This is a genomic window from Streptomyces sp. NBC_01264, from assembly GCF_026340675.1.
Lineage (GTDB): Bacteria > Actinomycetota > Actinomycetes > Streptomycetales > Streptomycetaceae > Streptomyces.
This window is the reverse complement of sequence record NZ_JAPEOX010000002.1, coordinates 1,042,640-1,060,379: the sequence shown is the minus strand read 5'-3', so window position 1 is coordinate 1,060,379 and position 17,740 is coordinate 1,042,640. Positions and strand designations below refer to the sequence as shown.

General features: G+C 72.8%; 16 protein-coding genes and 2 pseudogenes. 13 read left to right on the top strand and 5 right to left on the bottom strand.

Annotated elements, in window-relative coordinates:
• Positions 1 to 16: 16 nt before the first annotated feature.
• The 6 genes and pseudogenes from OG435_RS37720 to OG435_RS37700 form a co-directional block, all read left to right on the top strand.
• Positions 17 to 1,105 (top strand): annotated as a pseudogene (locus OG435_RS37720) (amino acid permease); the annotation flags it as partial.
• 32 nt (positions 1,106 to 1,137) lie between these two features.
• A pseudogene (locus OG435_RS50455) lies at positions 1,138 to 1,278 on the top strand (hypothetical protein); the annotation flags it as partial.
• Between the two features lie 274 nt (positions 1,279 to 1,552).
• Positions 1,553 to 1,987 carry a VOC family protein gene (locus OG435_RS37715; protein ID WP_266884098.1) on the top strand — a complete coding sequence of 145 codons (435 nt, stop codon included), beginning with the start codon at positions 1,553 to 1,555 and terminating at the stop codon, positions 1,985 to 1,987.
• A 28-nt stretch (positions 1,988 to 2,015) separates the two neighbouring features.
• Positions 2,016 to 2,723, top strand: coding sequence for an epimerase (locus OG435_RS37710; RefSeq protein WP_266884096.1), 708 nt, complete (start codon positions 2,016 to 2,018; stop codon positions 2,721 to 2,723).
• A gap of 72 nt (positions 2,724 to 2,795) precedes the next feature.
• Positions 2,796 to 4,007, top strand: coding sequence for an RNA ligase (locus tag OG435_RS37705; protein ID WP_266884094.1), 1,212 nt, complete (start codon positions 2,796 to 2,798; stop codon positions 4,005 to 4,007).
• Between the two features lie 4 nt (positions 4,008 to 4,011).
• Complete coding sequence (locus tag OG435_RS37700) at positions 4,012 to 4,989, top strand: AAA family ATPase (protein ID WP_266884092.1); 978 nt, start codon at positions 4,012 to 4,014, stop codon at positions 4,987 to 4,989.
• A 6-nt stretch (positions 4,990 to 4,995) separates the two neighbouring features.
• Here OG435_RS37700 and OG435_RS37695 read toward each other — a convergent pair whose 3' ends face one another.
• Positions 4,996 to 5,643, bottom strand: coding sequence for a CatB-related O-acetyltransferase (locus OG435_RS37695; RefSeq protein WP_266884090.1), 648 nt, complete (start codon positions 5,641 to 5,643; stop codon positions 4,996 to 4,998).
• A gap of 61 nt (positions 5,644 to 5,704) precedes the next feature.
• Complete coding sequence (locus tag OG435_RS37690; RefSeq protein WP_266884088.1) at positions 5,705 to 6,355, bottom strand: TetR/AcrR family transcriptional regulator; 651 nt, start codon at positions 6,353 to 6,355, stop codon at positions 5,705 to 5,707.
• A gap of 55 nt (positions 6,356 to 6,410) precedes the next feature.
• On the opposite strand from OG435_RS37690, the gene OG435_RS37685 reads away from it, so the two are divergent.
• Both OG435_RS37685 and OG435_RS37680 read left to right on the top strand, forming a co-directional pair.
• Positions 6,411 to 7,268, top strand: coding sequence for an SDR family oxidoreductase (locus OG435_RS37685; protein WP_266884086.1), 858 nt, complete (start codon positions 6,411 to 6,413; stop codon positions 7,266 to 7,268).
• Between the two features lie 52 nt (positions 7,269 to 7,320).
• A complete protein-coding gene (locus OG435_RS37680; RefSeq protein WP_266884084.1) occupies positions 7,321 to 7,686 on the top strand; it encodes an NTP pyrophosphohydrolase in 366 nt (121 codons plus the stop codon).
• Between the two features lie 46 nt (positions 7,687 to 7,732).
• Here the strand turns inward: OG435_RS37680 and OG435_RS37675 are convergent, their stop codons facing one another.
• Positions 7,733 to 8,305 (bottom strand): hypothetical protein, encoded by a 573-nt coding sequence (locus tag OG435_RS37675; protein ID WP_266884082.1) that lies wholly within the window; start codon positions 8,303 to 8,305, stop codon positions 7,733 to 7,735.
• A 282-nt stretch (positions 8,306 to 8,587) separates the two neighbouring features.
• Between OG435_RS37675 and OG435_RS37670 the strand changes: the two genes are divergently transcribed.
• A complete protein-coding gene (locus OG435_RS37670) occupies positions 8,588 to 8,962 on the top strand; it encodes a YbjQ family protein (RefSeq protein WP_266884080.1) in 375 nt (124 codons plus the stop codon).
• A 346-nt stretch (positions 8,963 to 9,308) separates the two neighbouring features.
• Positions 9,309 to 12,746, top strand: coding sequence for an endo-alpha-N-acetylgalactosaminidase family protein (locus OG435_RS37665; protein ID WP_266884078.1), 3,438 nt, complete (start codon positions 9,309 to 9,311; stop codon positions 12,744 to 12,746).
• Here OG435_RS37665 and OG435_RS37660 read toward each other — a convergent pair.
• A complete protein-coding gene (locus OG435_RS37660; protein WP_266884076.1) occupies positions 12,724 to 13,629 on the bottom strand; it encodes a helix-turn-helix domain-containing protein in 906 nt (301 codons plus the stop codon). The two genes, OG435_RS37665 and OG435_RS37660, sit on opposite strands and share 23 nt — an antisense overlap.
• Positions 13,630 to 13,661: 32 nt before the next feature.
• A complete protein-coding gene (locus OG435_RS37655) occupies positions 13,662 to 14,663 on the bottom strand; it encodes a DMT family transporter (RefSeq protein WP_266884074.1) in 1,002 nt (333 codons plus the stop codon).
• Positions 14,664 to 14,754: 91 nt separating this feature from the next.
• On the opposite strand from OG435_RS37655, the gene OG435_RS37650 reads away from it, so the two are divergent.
• The 3 genes from OG435_RS37650 (at position 14,755) to OG435_RS37640 (ending at position 17,672) form a co-directional block, all read left to right on the top strand.
• Positions 14,755 to 16,362 (top strand): PLP-dependent aminotransferase family protein, encoded by a 1,608-nt coding sequence (locus tag OG435_RS37650; RefSeq protein WP_430625812.1) that lies wholly within the window; start codon positions 14,755 to 14,757, stop codon positions 16,360 to 16,362.
• Positions 16,363 to 16,533: 171 nt separating this feature from the next.
• Entirely contained in the window at positions 16,534 to 16,998 is a 465-nt protein-coding gene (locus OG435_RS37645) for an LPXTG cell wall anchor domain-containing protein (RefSeq protein WP_266884072.1), read from the top strand.
• 8 nt (positions 16,999 to 17,006) lie between these two features.
• A complete protein-coding gene (locus OG435_RS37640) occupies positions 17,007 to 17,672 on the top strand; it encodes a SigE family RNA polymerase sigma factor (protein WP_266884070.1) in 666 nt (221 codons plus the stop codon).
• Positions 17,673 to 17,740: the final 68 nt, after the last annotated feature.

Sequence of the window (17,740 nt, the reverse complement as noted above, 5' to 3'; positions counted from 1 at the left end):
CTCCACCCTCGGCCTCATGACCGCGGCGTCCATCGTCACCAGCCTGCGCGGGCTCCCGATGATGGCCAAGGAGGAGATGACGATGTTCGCCTACATCGGCTTCTCCACCCTGCTCTTCCTCGTTCCCGCCGGACTGGTCGCCGCCGCGCTCGGCGGCGCCTTCGGCCACCGCGCCGGCGGACTCTACGTCTGGGTCGGCGAGGCCTTCGGCAAGCCCACCGGATTCGTCGCCATCTTCCTGACCTGGGTCCAGAACATCGTCTGGTACCCCACCGGCCTCACCTTCGCCGCGACCGCCGCGGCCTTCGCCATCGGCCGCCCCGACCTCGCCACGAACAACGTCTACGTCGGGCTCTTCATCGTCGTGGCCTTCTGCCTGTGCACCGGGGCGGCCCTGGTGAGCACCCACTTCGCCAGCAGGGTCACCAAGTACGGCTTCCTCCTGGGCACCGTCGTCCCCGGCGTCGTCCTCATCGCCCTCTGCCTGGCCTGGCTGGTCACCGGCCACGCCGCCGGCTGGTCCACCGCCACCGACCACGCCGTCGCCGTCGTCTCGCACGGGCACTCCAGCCCGCGCTGGCTGCCGTACCTGACGGGTCTGTCCAGCCTGTCCTTCCTGGCCGGGATCCTGCTGAACTTCGCCGGCGTCGAGTCCCAGGCTGTGCACGCGACCGAGCTGAAGGACGCCAAGCGCGGCTACCCGGTCGTCATCATGGTCGCCGCCGGGCTGTCCTTCGTGATCTTCACCCTCGGCGCGCTCGCCGTGGCGGGCATCCTCCCGTACCAGGACATCGACATCAACACCGGTGTCTTCGACGCCCTCACGCACGCCACCACCGGCCTGATGCACGTCGGCTGGCCGGTGCGGGTGCTCGCCGTACTGATCTGCTACGGAGCCCTCGGCGGGGTGCTCGCCTGGATCACCGGCCCCAGCCGCGGCGTGCTGGCCACCGCCCGCGACGGGCTCCTGCCGCCCTTCATGCAGAAGACCAACAAGGCCGGAGTCCAGAAGAACATCCTGCTCGTCCAGGTCGTCGTGGTGGCCCTGCTGTCCTCGCTTTACCTGGTCGTGGACAACGTCTCGACCGTCTTCTTCCTGATCTCGGCGATGCCGTCAGCCTGTACATCATCGTGTACATGCTGCTGTACGCGTCGGCCATCCGGCTCCGCCACACCCAGCCCGACCTGCCGCGCGCCTTCCGCATCCCCGGCGGGAAGCCCGGCATCTGGCTGGTGGGCGGCCTCGGCTTCCTCGCCGTCGCCTTCGCCTTCGTCCTGGCCTTCGTCCCGCCGGCCCAACTGCCCATCGGCAGTACGGGACTGTACGTGGGCCTGGTCGCCGCGGGCGCCGTGATCTTCAGTTCGGCGCCGCTGGTCCTGGAGCGTTTCAAGAAGCCGTCCTGGATGCCGGAGGAGGCCGCGCCGGAGGGAGAGGAGGTGAGCGCCGGTTGACCCTGCCCCCCGCGACCTGACCGAGGGCCCGGTGCGCACGATGCCGCGCACCGGGCCCTTCCGGTGGCGGGTTGTCAGAGGTGATCAGTAGGGTCCGGGCATGGCCTACACATTTCAGGTGACCGTCGATTCCGCCACACCGCACGCCCTCGCCGACTGGTGGGCCGAGGCCCTCGGATGGGAGGTCGAGCCCAGCGACGAGGAGTTCATCCGCGAGATGATCGCCGCCGGGCGGGCGACCGAGGAGGACACCACCACCCACCGGGGCGTCCTCGTCTGGAAGGCCGGCCAGGGGATCCGCCACCCCGAGGGCCTCGAACGGGCGCCCCGCATCCTCTTCCAGCTCATCGAGGAGCCCAAGACCGTCAAGAACCGCATGCACCTCGACGTCCGCACCGGCGAGGACGACCCGCGGGCCCTGGTCGAGCGGCTCCTCGCCAAGGGGGCCGTGCACCTGCACGAAGGCAACCAGGGCCCCTCCGTCTGGACCACCCTCGCCGATCCCGAGGGCAACGAGCTGTGCGTCTCCCACTGAGCCGCGCCACGACTTCTAGGCTGGGCCCGTGAACGTCATCCTCTTCGGCGCGACCGGCATGATCGGCCGGGGCGTGCTGCGCGAGTGCCTGCGCGACGACTCCGTCGACAGCGTGCTCGCGATCGGCCGCAGCCCCCTTGCCGTGTCCCACCCCAAGCTGCGCGAGCTCGTCCGGGCCGATCCGACCGACCTGTCGCAGCCCGGCGGGCCGGACCTGGCCTCGTACGACGCGTGCTTCTTCTGCCTGGGCATCTCCTCCTTCCGCATGAAGGAGGAGGAGTACCGGCGGATCACCTACGATCTGACGCTCGCCGCCGCCCGCCCGCTCGCGGCCGCCAACCCGCGGCTCACCTTCGCCTACGTGTCCGGCGAGGGCACCGACAGCACCGAGAGCGGCCGCTCCATGTGGGCCCGGGTCAAGGGGAAGACCGAGAACGACCTGCTGAAGCTCCCCTTCGAGGCGTACATGTTCCGGCCGGGGATCGTGCAGCCGGACCGCGGCATCCCCTCCAAGACCCCGCTCTACCGCGCCGCTTACGCCGTCACCGCGCCGCTGTTCCCGGTCCTGCGGCGCTTCGCACCCCACCTGGTCACCACCACCGGGGCACTGGGCCGCGCCATGATCGCCGTCGCGGCGGCCGGGCCCGGCGGCGCGGACACCCAGCGGGTCCTGCGGCCGCGCGACATCAACCGGCTGGGCGGCGAAGGCCCGGACAGGGCGAAGGACCTGCGGTAACGGGCAGATATTCGGTTTCGGCCAGGTCCTCCCGCACCTGAGAATGAGGCATCTCGAACCGGGAGGAACCCCATGAGCCAGGACCGCCTGACTCTGCACGACCTGATGCCCGCGCAGGCGCTGACCGAGGCCATCGACGCCGGACACGTGGCCCGCAAGGCACACCCCGAGCTGCCGTTGTCGCTCTACAGCTACACCCGGACCGCCCAGTACGAGCAGGTCTGGAACCAGGTCACCACGCGCTGCCGCGGACTCGTCGCCGACGACGTCACCGGCGAGGTCGTCGCGCTGCCGCTGCCCAAGTTCTTCAACGTCGGCGAGCACGAGTCGGGCCGGTCCTACGCGCCTGCCCTGCCGGACGAGCCGTTCGAGGTGTACGACAAGGTCGACGGCAGTCTCGGAGTGCTCTTCCACTACGCCGGGAAGTGGCGGGCCGCCTCCAGGGGCTCCTTCACCAGCACGCAGGCCGTCTGGGCCCAGCGCCGCCTCGACGGACGCGACACCTCCGCGCTGGTCCCCGGCACCACCTACCTCGCGGAGATCGTGTACCCGCAGAACCGCATCGTCGTGGACTACGGGGACCGCCGCGACCTGGTCCTGCTCGCCGCGTACGGAGCGGACGGCGCCGAGGTGCCGCTCGCCGAGGCCGCCGGCCACTGGCAGGACATCGGCTCCGTGGTCAAGGTGTGGCCCGCCATGCCGCTGGGCGAACTGCTCGCGCTGACCGGCTCCAGCACCCTGCCGGGCGGCGCTCCCGCGACCGGCACCGACGCGGAGGGCTTCGTCCTGCGCTTCGCCTCGGGCGTCCGGGCCAAGGCGAAGATCGCCGAGTACGTACGCCTCCACAAGGTGCTCACCGGCGTGACCGAGCGGGACATCTGGCGCGGCCACGGCATCCAGCGCTTCGCCGGCCTGCCCCTCAAGCAGCTCGCCCAGGGCCTGAACTGCACCGTCGCCGACATCGAGGCCTCGGGCGGCAAGCCGCTGGACGCCCTGCTGGAGCAGGTGCCCGACGAGTTCGACCACTGGGTGCGCTCGGTGATCGAACGCCTGGAGACCGAGGCCGTGCTCCGCGAGCGCGCCATCGACGAGGCGTACGCCTCGCTGGCCCATCTGGCCGGCGACCGGGGCGCGTTCGCCCGCGCCGCCAAGACGACGGTCCGCGACGGCGGGGTCCGCGGCGCGCTCTTCCAGCGCCTCGACGGCAGGTCGACCGAGCTGATCACCTGGCGGCAGGTGCGGCCCGAGACCTCCGACCCCTTCACGCACGACGAGGAGAACTGAACCCGTGTCCGAAACACCCGAGACCGAGGCCGCCGTGTCCCCGGCAGCGCCCGCCGAGCCTCCCGCGCTCCCGGTGGTCCACATCATGACGGGGCTGCCTGCCTCCGGGAAGACCACCGCCGCGCGCGCCCTCCAGGCGGAGTCCGGCGGCCGGATGCGCCGCGTCAACCTCGACGACCTGCGGGCCATGCTCGACGTGCCGGACCCGGAGCGCGGGCGCTCGTACAAGCACGAGCAGACCGTGCTGGACATCCAGGACGCGGCCGTCAGCGCGGCCGTCGAGGGCGGGTTCGACGTGGTCGTCGACAACACCCACCTGACCTCCTACATCCCCAAGCGGCTCAAGGCGGCCGTCGCGGGACGGGCCACCTTCGTGGTGCACGACTACACCGACGTGCCCGTGGAGGAGTGCCTGCGGCGCGACGCCGCGCGCGAGCGCCAGGTCGGCGAGGAGATCATCCGGATACTCGCGGACAAGCACGCGAAGGCGAAGAAGGGCGGCTGGCGGCTCACCACGGACTGGCTCAACGACCAGCCGGACGTGTCCCCGTACGTCCCCGACCCGGCGCTGCCCACGGCCGTGATGTGCGATATCGACGGCACGCTCGCGATGACCGGCGACCGCAACCCGTACGACTTCACGCGCTGCGGCCTCGACACGCTGAACGCGCCGGTGCGCGATGCGCTGGACTCCTTCCGGCGGTCCGACGGCGACACCATCGTGCTGCTGTCCGGGCGCGGGGAGGAGCACCGGGAGCCGACCGAGGCCTGGCTGCGGGAGCACGAAGTCCCGTACGACGAGCTGTGGATGCGGGCTGCGGGTGACACGCGCCGCGACGACATCGTCAAGGCGGAGCTGTTCAACGCGCACGTGCGCCACCGGTACGCGGTCCGGGTCTCCCTGGACGACCGGGACCGCGTGGTGGCCATCTGGCGCCGGATGGGGCTGGCGACCTGGCAGGTCAACTACGGGGACTTCTAGACCGGTTCAGACGGCCCTCGGGGCGATCGCCTCGAGGGCGTCGACCGTGCCGGTCATGACCGTCCGGATGTGCTCGGTGAGGTGCGCCACGGGCCAGTCCCACCAGGCGAGTTCGAGCAGACGGGCGACATCGGTCTCTTCGTACCGGGTGCGGATGGGCTTGGCGGGGTTGCCGCCGACGATCGCGTAGTCGGGGACGTCGTCCACGACCACGGCGCCGGAAGCGATGACGGCGCCGTGCCCGATGCGCACACCGGGCATGACCATGGTGTGGTAGCCGAACCAGACGTCGTTGCCGACGACGGTGTCGCCCCGGCCCGGCAGCCCGGCGAGCAGGTCGAAGCGGTCTGCCCAGGACCCTCCCATGATGGGGAACGGGAAGGTGGAGGGGCCGTCCATGCGGTGGTTGGCGCCGTTCATGATGAAGCGCACCCCGGTGCCCAGAGCGCAGAACTTCCCGATGACCAGTCGCTCCGGCCCGTAGTGGTAGAGCACGTTGCGGGTCTCGAACGCGGTCGGGTCGTCCGGGTCGTCGTAGTAGGAGTACTCCCCGACCTCGATCAGCGGCGAGGTCACCAGGGGCTTCAGCAGGACCACGCGCGGCTGGCCGGCCATCGGGTGAAGCGTCCTGGGGTCCGGGGGAAGGCGGTCCATGGCGGTGCTCGCTCTCTGCTCGGCCTCTACTCGGCAATACGTCCAGTGGGCGCGGGTCGTGCTACGTCGCCTCGCCGACGTCCGTGACCATGCGGACGAGCGTGTCGACGAGCCCGTCGGAAGAGGTGTCCAGACTGCCCGCGTCGAGGTGGCCGCTGAGCTCCATCTCCGCGATGCCGTGGGCGCCCGCGAGCAGCAGGGCGCCGTAGTGCCGTGAGCGGGCCTCCCCGACGAGTCCGGCGACCACGACCATGAACTCGCGCTGGAACCGCCCGGCCGCGCGCAGGCGCTCCGCCACCGGGTCGTCCGTCGGCGCGCACAGCCCGCGCCGGACCTGATCGAGCCCTTCACCCAGTTCCTCCGGGCGGTGTCCGGGGCGCCGGAACAGCATCTGGTACAGGTGCGGCTGCTCCCGGCCGACGCCGGTGAGGGTGCGCAACGCGCCGCGCACCCTGTCGGACGCGGACAGGGACGGGTCGGTCCGCAGGGCGTGGACCCGGTCGGCGATCCGTTCCCAGGCCTCGGTCGCGACGACGGTCAGCAGGCTGTCCTTGCCCGTGAAATGGCGGTACGGCGCCCCCCGGCTCACGCCCGCCCGCGCGCCCACCTCGCGCAGGGTGACCGCCTCGGGTCCGCCGAGGTCGAGGAGCTCGGCGGCCGCGTCGAGCAGCGCGCGGCGGGTGAGGGCGGCGGATTGCGCACGGGTGACCATGGGCCCGATCCTACATCCGGTTGACGTTGTCATCCGGACTGGTACCGTCAATGAGGTGACAACGTCATCTGAAACCCAGAAGCTGGTCGTCGTGACCGGAGCCTCCACGGGCATGGGCGCGTCGGCCGCCCGTGAACTCGCCCGTCGGGGATTCCACGTCCTGGCCGGAGTGCGGCGCGACCGCGACGCGGACGCCATCCGGTCGACGGGCATCGAGCCGCTCATCCTCGACATCACCGAGCCCGAGCACGTGGAGGCACTCGCCGCGCGGGTCGAGAGCGACCCGCGCGCGCTGCACGCGCTCGTCAACAATGCGGGCATCCAGGTCAACGGCCCGGTCGAAGCCCTGCCCCTGGCCGAGTGGCGCCGGGTGTTCGAAGTCAACCTGTTCGGCCACATCGCCGTCACCCAGGTACTCCTGCCCGCGCTGCTGCGCGCCAAGGGCCGGGTGGTCAACATCAGCTCGGTCGGCGGCAAATTCGCCATGGCCACGTACGGCGCCTACGCCGGCTCGAAGTTCGCCCTGGAGGCGGTCAGCGACTCGCTCCGCCGGGAGGTCGCTCCGCTGGGCGTGCGGGTGGTCGTGGTCGAGCCCGGCGGTGTCCGTACGGAGATGGCCGCACGGGGGGTGGAGACGGCCAACCGCTTGTCGGCACGGATGACGCCGGAGCAGGAGGAGCGGTACGGGGACATGGTCCGGGCGAACAACGAGCTCATGGCCTCCGGCACCGCTTCGGGCCTCACCGCCGACGCCGCCGCCCTGGTCATCGCGAAGGCCGTGACGACGCCCAGGCCGCGTACCCGCTACACCGCCGGCCGGGACGCGGCCCTGATCGTGCGCCTGGGCCGGATCCTGTCCGACCGCACGCTCGACCGGGTCCTCGCCGCCAACCTGCGCCGCCACCAGCCGTAGGCGCGGCGCCCGCGGGTGCGGAGAGGCCTGCCCGGCTCGCCATACTGGAGCGGTGGACGAGCCGAACGTACTGATCGTGGACGGTGCCAACGTCGTCGGGTCCGTGCCGGACGGCTGGTGGCGCGACCGGCGCGGCGCCGCCGAGCGGCTGCGCGACCGGCTGGCGCTGCGCGAGGAGGGTGAGGAGATCGTCCTCGTCGTCGAGGGCGCGGCCCGGGGCGTCGCATCGGTGCCCGGCGTACGGGTGGACGAGGCGCCGGGCAGCGGCGACGACCGCATCGTGGAGCTGGCGGCCGCCTACTCGGAGCGCGGCGGGTGCGTCGTGGTCACGGCGGACCGGGAACTGCGGACACGGGTACGGGCGTACGGTGCGCGGTGCGTGGGACCGCGGACCGTACGCCCGGAGACACGGCTCTAGGCCGGTTCTGGGACGGCTCTAGGCCGGCTCCAGGACGGGATGGCGCCTAGGCGCGGCAGTAGCGGACCTCGCCCAGGTTCTTGACGTAGCGGGCGGCGACCCAGTTGTCGTCGCCGTCCCGGGCGGCCGCGGACTTCGCGGACTTCGCCGACTTCGGCATCATCGCGGCCTTGCGGTCCTCGTCGCGCTCGTCGCGCTCGTCGCGCTCGTCGCGCTCGTCGCGCTCGTCGCGCTCGTCCCGCTCGTCCCGCTCGTCCCGCTCGTCCCGCTCCTTCAGCAGGTACCAGAGGTTGTTCCCGTCGACCCGCTCGCCGCGCGTCTTGCACGCGATGGCGACCTTCTCGTGCGGGTGCAGCCGGCCCACCTTGTGGGAGTGGGTGGTCGGCCGGCTGCGGACGGTCAGCGGGCCGCGGGAGGTGACGACGCCGCGGGCGTGCTTGCGCTTGCCGTACTCGTCGTCCTCGCCGAAGCCGTCCTCGTCGTTCTCGTCGAGGGGGGTGGTCAGGACCTGGCCGCGGGGCTCCGAGTGGTCGGCCGCGACGGCCGTGCCCGCCCCGACCAGGCCGAGCACCAGGCTTCCGGCGGTGAGGGCGAGGATGGTCCTGGTGGGCTTCAGCATGAGCCGGCTCCTCCGAGAAAGCGTCTGCCCGGCCGCGTTTCGCGGCGCGGGGCGGCAACCAGGCGGTCGCCAGGGACGACTATGGCGACGGAGGGCCTCCCGGGCCCGCTGACGCACCGTGACGTCGCCCGATATGCGCAATATGCGGGTGGGGTCGAGGGCGCCACCGGGGTTGCTCCGTATCCCGGCCCCTGTCCCGGCCCCTGTCCCGGCCCTGTCCCGGCCCTGTCCCCGCCCCGCCTCCGGATGCGGGCACCGCACGGCGCCGCCAGAGTGGATGGCATGGGTATCGAGGATTACGGCGGCGGTCCCGGCGCGCAGCAGACCGGTGTCATGGTGGTCACGACGAACGACGTCCCGGGCTACCGGGTCGAGCAGGTCATCGGAGAGGTCTTCGGCCTCACCGTGCGCTCCCGCCACCTGGGCAGCCAGATCGGCGCGGGCCTGAAATCCATGATCGGCGGCGAGCTGAAGGGTCTCACCAAGACGCTGGTGGAGACCCGCAACCAGGCGATGGACCGTCTCATCGAGCAGGCGAAGGCGCGCGGTGCGAACGCCGTGCTCATGATGCGGTTCGACGTGACCGACGCGGCCGACCTCGGCACCGAGGTGTGCGCGTACGGGACGGCGGTCGTTCTGGTGCCGGCGAGCACCTGACCGCACAGGAACCCGCGGGGACCGGCACGGGAGCCGCCCACGGGCGGCTCTCCGGCGTGCCCGCGGCGGGCATCGCGCTCGGGCGCGCGCTGTCCGGCACCCCGCTCGGGCGCGCTGCCCCGCCCGCTCGCCCGCGGTCGCCGCCGGGCCGGGGAGCGACGCTCCTTCCGGGCGGGCCGAAGTGTGCGCCCACTGACCCCACCCGTCACAGAAGTCCACGACGGGGTGCGGCTTTGTCCATGGGCCTGCCGGGCCGCGGTACGCAGGCTGTCAGGTCAGTGAGCGGACCGCCGGCCTCCACGGTGTGCGGTCTTCCGCCCAGGAAGCGCCGACTCCCGGAGGTCCGATGCGAACCCCCCTCTGGCCGGCCGCAGCCGCGGTGGCTGGTCTGGTCGCCACCTTGGTCGTGGCCGTGCCCGCTGCCCCCGCCGTGGCGGCCACCCCCCTGACGATCACCTCGCCGGAGCTGTCCGTCAGCGTGGACAGCGCCTTCCCCCGCGTCATCAGCTACACCCGCACCGCCACCGGGGACGTGCTGAACGGCAACGAGGACACCATCGGCGCGATCGTCGTCAACGGAACCACCTACACGCCCACCGTCACCGCCACCCCCTCCGCCTCCGGCGTGGACTACGCACTGGCCTTCTCCGGAGTGACCATCAAGTCCCGGCTCTCGGTGACCGGTTCGGTGGTGGAGTTCAAGGTCACGGCGATCGAGGACACGGCCGCCCTGCGCGTACGCAGCTTCGCCATCCCCAACCACAACCTCGTCAGCGTCCGCAGCAGCCAGGCGGGCGCCGCGCTCTCCACCGCGAAGATGCACACCGCCACCACCGGTACCGGGGACACCTTCACCCCGATCACCGCGAGCACACCGGTGGACGCCGCCGCCACGACCGTGATGTACGGGCTGGCCAACACCGGCAAGCTGGCCGCGGCCATCGACTCCAACTCGTACTACGACGCCCCCTCCGGCGGCACCGCGAGCGAGAACGGCCGGATCAGCAAGCAGGTCACCGACAAGGGAACCTACCGCCGGGCCGGCCTGTGGAGCGGATCCTGGCTCTACCGTTCCTCGGGCGCCGCCGACACCGACACCGAGCCGCTGCCCTACGTCCGCGTCGCGATCACGGCCGACCGCAACGCCGACTCCACCGTGGACTGGCAGGACGCGGCGGTCGCCTACCGCGACATCTGGACCGCTCCCACCGGCTGGCAGCACACCGCCGACCGGGTCGTGCAGCGCATCCCCTTCAACTTCGCCTCTGCGGCCACCCATCCCTTCTCCGAGACCCTCGACGAGACCAAGCGGGTCAACCTCGCCACCGACGGCCTCGGCCAGTTCGTCCTGCTCAAGGGGTACGCCTCCGAGGGCCACGACTCGGCCCACATGGACTACAAGAACATCGGCTCCAAGCTCGGCGGGGCCACCGACCTGAACACCCTCACCACCGTCGGCCACACCTACAACGCCGACTTCGGCGTCCACGTCAACGCCACCGAGGAGTACCCGGTCTCGGCCACCTTCGACCCGGCGCACCAGACCGGCGGGCTCGGCTGGGACTGGCTCGACCAGTCGTACTACGTGGACACCCGCAAGGACGGCCAGTCCGGCGAGCGCCTCAAGCGGTTCCAGGACCTCAAGGCGGCGGCGCCCGGCCTGGACTTCCTCTACGTGGATGTCTGGTACGGCGACGGCTACGTCTCGCGCAAGCTCGAACGCGAGATCGGCGGCCTCGGCTTCCAGCTCGCCACCGAGTTCCCCGCCTCGATGACCGGGCAGTCCCTCTGGCACCACTGGGCCACCGACGTCAACTACGGCGGCAGCGACCTCAAGGGCATCAACTCGAACATCGCCCGCTTCATCGCCAACCACACCAAGGACGACTGGATCGCCGCCAACCCGCTGCTCGGCGGCGCCGAGATCACCGCCTACGAGGGCTGGCAGGGCAAGCGGGACTTCACCTCCTTCCTCAGCACCACCTTCGCGACCAACCTGCCGACCAAGTACCTCCAGGAATCGCCGATCGTGAAGTGGACCGCCAATGCGGTCACCCTCGTCAACGGCACCACCGTCACCACCTCGGGGAACACCCGCAAGATCACCACGGCCGGCCGCACCGTCCTCGACGGCTCCGCCTACCTGCTCCCGCGCGACGGCAAGCTCTACCACTGGAACGACAAGGCAGCCTCCACCACCTGGACCCTCCCGGCCGGCTGGTCCTCGCCCAAGCTGTACAAGCTGACCGACACCGGCCGCCAGCTCGTCGGTGACCTGGCCGTCACCGGCGGGCAGGTCACCATCGACGCCGCCGCGAAGACCGCCTACGTCGTGACCAACGGAGCCGCTCCCGCCCAGGCCGACCCGAACTGGGGCGAGGGCGCCCCCGTCAAGGACCCCTCCTTCTTCTCCGGCAACCTGAACACCTGGAGCGTCACCGGGACCGGCGCCGCCGTCACCCGCAACTCCCAGGGGCAGAACGAGCTCACGATGGCCCCGAGCACCGCGCCCGCCGTCTCCCAGCAGCTCACCGGGCTCGCCCCCGGCACCTACGCCGCCTCCGTCTGGGTCACCACCCCGGCAGGACGCGCCGCCACCCTGGGCGTGACCCCGGCCGGAGGCACGGCCGCCTCCGTCTACGCCGACTCCTCGACACTGACCAACAGCCTCGGCGGCAGTGAGAAGAACGGCACCAAGATGCAGCGGATGAAGGTGCTCTTCGACGTCCCCGCGGGGCAGTCGACGGCCACCCTCAAACTGTCCGCGGCCTCCGGGCCGGGCACCGTCTACCTGGACGACGTACGGGTCGTCCGCTCCGCCCGCACCCCGCTGAACGGCCACTGGTTCACCGAGGACTTCGAGAACGTCGACGCGGGCTGGGGCCCCTTCGCCTTCGGCGGCGCCGGCGGCTCCGCCACCGACCCGCGCACCCACATCGCCCAGCGCAACGCCCCGTACACCCAAGCGGGTTGGAGCGGGAAGCTGGTCGACGACGTGATCAGCGGGCAGAACTCGCTGAAGTCGCACGAGGAGCGGCAGGGCCTGGTCTACCGCACCCTCCCGCAGACCCTGCGGCTGACGCCCGGCCGCTCGTACAAGGTCACCTTCAGCTACGAGAACGGCTTCAGCGGGGACTACCAGTTCATCACCGGCTCCGGCAGCACCGAGACGGCCACCGCGCTGAACCAGGCCCGGACGGCCACCACCTTCACCAAGACCTTCACCGCGGGCACCGACGCCTGGATCGGCGTACGGAAGGTCACCGGCGAAGGCTCCCACAACGAGGCCGACTTCATCCTCGACGACCTCGCCGTCGACGACCTCGGCTCCGGGACCGGCGGTGAACTTCTTGTCCCGCAGACGCAGATGAGCGTCAAGGCCGTCGACAGCCAGGAGACCGCGGGCGAGAACGGCGCCGCGGCCAACGTGCTCGACGGGGACAGCGCCACCATCTGGCACACCCAGTGGTACCAGGCCACCGCGCCGATGCCGCACGAGATCACCCTCGACCTCGGGGCCTCGTACAACGTCTCCGCCCTGCACTACCTGCCCCGGCAGACGCAGAGCAACGGCCGCATCGCCGCCTACCAGGTGCTCACGTCCACGGACGGGGTCACCTGGGGGACCGCGGCGGCCTCGGGCACCTTCGCCAACACCACGGCGCAGCAGGACGTGACCTTCACGGCGCGCACCGCCCGCTACGTCAAGCTCAAGGCCACGAGCGAGGTTTCGGGCAATCCGTGGACGGCGGTCGCGGAACTCAACGTCGGCTACCTGCCGTGACGCCCGCCTGCGGTATCGCCTCCGGTGGCGAGAGGAGCCGACGCGGCGACTGCTGCTGCACCGACTGCTGCTGACGGAACCGGACGGGCGCCATGCCCACCCGGCGGCTGAACAGCCTGCTGAAGTAGGCGGCGTCCGCGTAACCGACCCGCCGGGCGACCCCGGCGACCGGCAGGTCGGTCCGGGCCAGCAGCTCCTTCGCCCGGCTCAGGCGGATGCCGAGGAGGTACTCCTTGACCCCCTCCCCGGTACTGCCCCGCACCGCCCCGCGCAGTTCGGGGAGGCTCATCCCGAGCCGGGCGGCGTGGTCGGCCACCGAGATCGGCAGCAGCGCGTCCCGGGCCAGGGTGTCCATCACGGTGTCCCCCTGCCGCGACACCCCGGCCCGGGCGTAGCGCAGCGCGACGAGCAGCGCGTGCACGGCCGCGGCGGCCTCCACCTCCAGCAGGGGGCCGCCGAGCCGGGCCGCCCGGACGATCCCGTCGACCACGTGCCGCACCCCGGCCGTGTCGCTGAGCGGTACCAGCGGCCGGTCGGGGGTGAGGTAGCCGAGGTCGGTGTACGCCTCCACGCTGTGGCCGGCGAAATCCACGAAGCACTCGTCCCAGCCGGTCCGCGGATCGGGGCCGTAGTGGTGCTCCACCCCGGGCACGAGCCACAGCAGCGCCGGGGCCGTCACGGGCTGCGGGGCCCGCCCGCCGTGGCTGAACCAGCCCCGGCCGGCGCAGACCACCACCGCGACGTGGTGGTCGAGCACGCGCGGGCCGACCACCGGCAGCTCACCCTGCTGCACCCCCACACCGAGGCACACCAGCCCGAGCCGGCGGTGGTTGGCGGTCGGCGAGAAGTACCGCATCCAGCTGCTGTACGGAGGCGTTCCCATCTGCGGATTGTGATCCACAAGGCGGGGAGTGCTCAAGGGGCCGTGGACTCATGGGCGCTACGAGGCTTTCGTGTGACGGGTGTGGCAGATGTGGCTGGCGTGGCTGACGTGACCGGCATGACGGACATGGCGGGCGCGGGCGGCGTGACCGGCGCGGACAGGACGCCCGCCGGACCGCCCGGGCCCCGCTCCGGCCTGAGTCCGGCCGCCAGCCCGGCGACCACCACGGCCAGGCCCAGCCACACCGCCGGCTCCGGCACCCCGCCGCCGGTGACGGCTCCCGCGCCCGCCGCCGCGAGCGGGGCCACCCCGGTGAGCAGCCCGGCCCGGCCGGAGCCCACTGCGGCCACCGTGCGGTACCAGAGGAGGAAGGCCACCGCGGTCACCATCACGGCGAGGTAGCCGGCGGCGGCCCACTGGCGCGGGCTCACGGTCACGAGCTCCGCGGGCCCCTCGACGCACACCGTGAGCACCGCCAGCATCACCGCGCCCATCCACACCGCGTGCAGCGACACCCCCCACGCCCCGTGACGTCTCAGCACCGGCACCGCGAGCAGGGTGAATCCGGCCTCGCAGCCCAGCGCGAGCGCGGCCCATCCGACCCCGGCCGCGTCCGTCCGGCCCGTTCCCTCCACCAGCACCGCCCCGGTGACGACCACCGGAGCGGCCAGCAGCACCCGGCGGCTGGGCCCGCGGCCCTCCAGCAGCGGACCGATCACCCCGAGCAGGACCGGTGCGCAGGCCACGGCGACGGCGATGACGGCCGGCTCCGCGTGCGCGACGCCCCGTACGACGGCCACGTTGAACAGCACCAGCCCGGTCGCGGCGACCCCGCCCAGCCACAGCCACTCCCGGCCGCGCGGGGCCCTGATCGGTACCCGGGCGCCGCGGGCCAGGCCGTACAGGAGCAGCGCGGCCAGCGCGTACCGGACGGCCTGCACGCCGAAGAGCGGGGCGTCCACGAGGGAACGGGAGAGGGTGACGCTGCTGCCGACGAGGACCATGCCGACGATGCCGGGGGCGAGGTCGCGCACGTGCCGGGCCGAAGGGCGGGGAGTGGAGGGAGGGGGAGGAGAGGGAGGAGGTGAGGTGCTCATACCTCGAGCCTGGGGCCACAATGGACCTGTGGACAGGTCCAAAGGAAGCGCCGTCAAGGGGTCCGAAACAGCCGGGCCGGCCATCCTCCGGACAGCCGGGTCGGACTTCCTCCAGCTCGACATCGGGCGGGCCCCCGCCGGCGGCCGGACCGAGTGGCTCGCCGACCGGCTGCGTGCCGCCATCGCCGACGGCAGGCTCGCCGTCGGCAGCCGGCTCCCGGCCAGCCGTGTCCTCGCCGCCGAGCTCGGGGTCTCCCGGGGGCTGGTCACCGAGGCGTACCAGCGGCTGGCGGAGACCGGCCAGGTGGCCGGCCGCGGCCGCGCGGGGACCGTGGTGGTGGCCGCCCCGGTGACCGAGCGGCTGCCCCGGTCCGGGCCTGCCCGGTCGGGGACCGCCCGGTCCGGAGTCCCTGATCGGGCCGGCCCGTTCACCCCGGGCCCGCGCGGCGGCCTCGTCGACGCGCTGCGCGCCGCCCCGTCCCGGATCGACCTCTCGCCCGGGGCGCCCGACCTGACGGCGTTCCCGCGTACGGCCTGGCTCCAGGCGGAGCGCCGGGTCCTGGCCGAGCTCACCCCCGCCGACTTCGGCTACGGGAACCCGCAGGGCGCCCCCGCGCTGCGCGAGGCGATCGTCGGCTGGCTCGCCCTCAACCGCGGGATCCGGGCCGCCCCCGACGAGGTGGTCGTGGTGGCGGGCGTGGCCCAGGCGCTCGGACTGCTGGCCCAGGTGCTGCGCGCGGAGGGCGTACGGCGCGTGGCCGTGGAGGATCCCGGCTCGCTGGGGGCGCGGCAGCAACTGGTGCACGGAGGCATGGAACTCCTGCCCGTACCGGTGGACGCGGGCGGCATCGAAACCGCCGCCCTGACGGCCGGCCCGGCCCAGGCGGTGGTGCTGACACCGGCGCACCAGTTCCCGACCGGGGTCGTCCTCGACGGGGAACGCCGCCGCGAGCTGCTCGGCTGGGCAGCGGCCGGGGGAGTCGTCATCGAGGACGACTACGACGCCGAACACCGCTACGACCGCGCCCCCGTCCCCGCGCTGCGGGCCCTGCTCCCGGACGCCGTCTGCTACACCGGAAGCGTCTCCAAACTCCTCGCCCCCGCCCTGCGCCTGGGCTGGCTGCTGGTCCCGCCGCGCCGGCTGGACGCCGTCATCGAGGCCAAGCGCTACGCCGACCTCGGCAATCCCGTCCTCGCCCAGCTGGTGCTGGCCCGGCTGATGGCCTCGGGGGAGCTGGAACGCCACCTGCGCTTCGTACGCCGGCGCCACCGGGCCCGCCGGGACGCGATGCTCCGCGCGATCGGCGCTGAACTACCGGGCGCGCGGGTGCACGGGGCGGCGGCCGGGCTGCACCTGATGGTCACCTTCGACGGCGAACCCACCGGGCTCGCCGGCCTCGACGACACCGCTCTCGCGGCCGCGGCCCTGGACCTCGGGGTGAAGGCGCATCCGTTGTCCTGGCACCGGGTGACCCCGGGGGCTCCGGGCCTGGTCCTCGGCTACGCGGCGGGCACGGCGGGGGAGATCGAGGAGGGCGTGGCCGTCATCGGCACGGCCCTGCGGCGGCTGCGGGAGGCACGAGGGCAACGGGGGTCGCGGGGGTCGCGGGGGTCGATGGACCCGCGCCTGGTCTGAGCGGGCGGCTTCGGGGGTGATGCCGGAGGGCCGTGGGGGGGCCGTGCGCGGGGCCGTTCAGGACATCCGCGAAAAGTTTTTCGGAACCGGCGGCAACCTCCCGGGCACTCGCGCGTCGTGCGGGGGTGAGGGCGTGATCCCGCGCCCCGCAGCCGACCGTGGAGAACCACCGTGAAGAACCTGAAGCGCTCCCCGCTGTCCGTCCGCAGGACGGCGGCCCTCGCCGTCGCCGCCGCCGGCGCGGCCCTCGCGCTGGCCGGGCCGGCCTCCGCAGCAGCAGGGGCGCCCTCCGCCTCGCCCACCGTGGCCGCGCCCGCACCGGCGACGCCCACGCCCAGCACGGCGCCGAGCGTGGCCCCTTCGGCCCCGGCTCCCTCGGTGAGCCGGCCGCCGACCGCGACCCCCAGCGCGCGCCCGAGCACGTCGGCGAGCGCTGCCCCGACCGTTGTGCCGAGCGGGAAGCCGACCGCCGTCCCCAGCGCGGCTCCCAGCCCCGCCCCCTCCTCGTCCGGCGGATCCGAGCTCGCGCATACTGGCTCCTCCGCCACCAATGCCGCACTCGGCGCCGGGGCCGCCGTGCTGATCACCGCCGGGGCCGCGACCCTGTACACCCTGCGGCGCCGCGCCAACGGCTGAGGACCACCGTGCTCCACCTCGCACCATCCCTGGGCCCCGCCGCGACCGGTTTCGACCGACCGTGGCGGGGCTTGTGGTCGTTCCTGCTGCGCCGTGAGCGCTCCTCGGCCGCGCAGGCCCCGCCCGCGCCGACGGAGCCGTACCGGCACGGCTACACGTACGGCCACCCCGGCGAGCCGGGCGGCCCGCCGCCCACCGTGACCGAGCTCTACCACGCCCACCGGCTGCCGATGGTCCGGCTGGCGGTGCTGCTGGTGGACGATCTGGGCACCGCCGAGGACGTGGTCCAGGACGCCTTCACGGCCTTGTACCGGCGCCACGGCGAGCGGATCACGGAGGTGGACAACGCGCTGGGCTACCTGCGCACCGCCGTCGTCAACACGGCCCGCTCCGTACTGCGCCGCCGCCGGACCGCCCGTGCGTGGACCCCGCAGGCACCCGCCGACGTACCCTCCGCCGAGGCCTCCGTGGTCCTCGACGAGGCGCACCGCGAGGTCCTCGCCGCGCTGGGGCGGCTGACGCCGAGGCGGCGGCAGGTCCTGGTGCTGCGCTACTGGGCGGACCTCAGCGAGGCGGAGATAGCCGAGACGCTGGGGATCAGCCGGGGGGCGGTCAAATCGAACGCGAGCCGTGGGCTGGACGCGCTGGAACGGATTCTGGAGGGTCGGATATGACGCGTGGACAGGCGCCGCCTTCCGGGCCGTCCGGGATGAACGAGCCCTCCGGGGCACCGGCCGGGCGG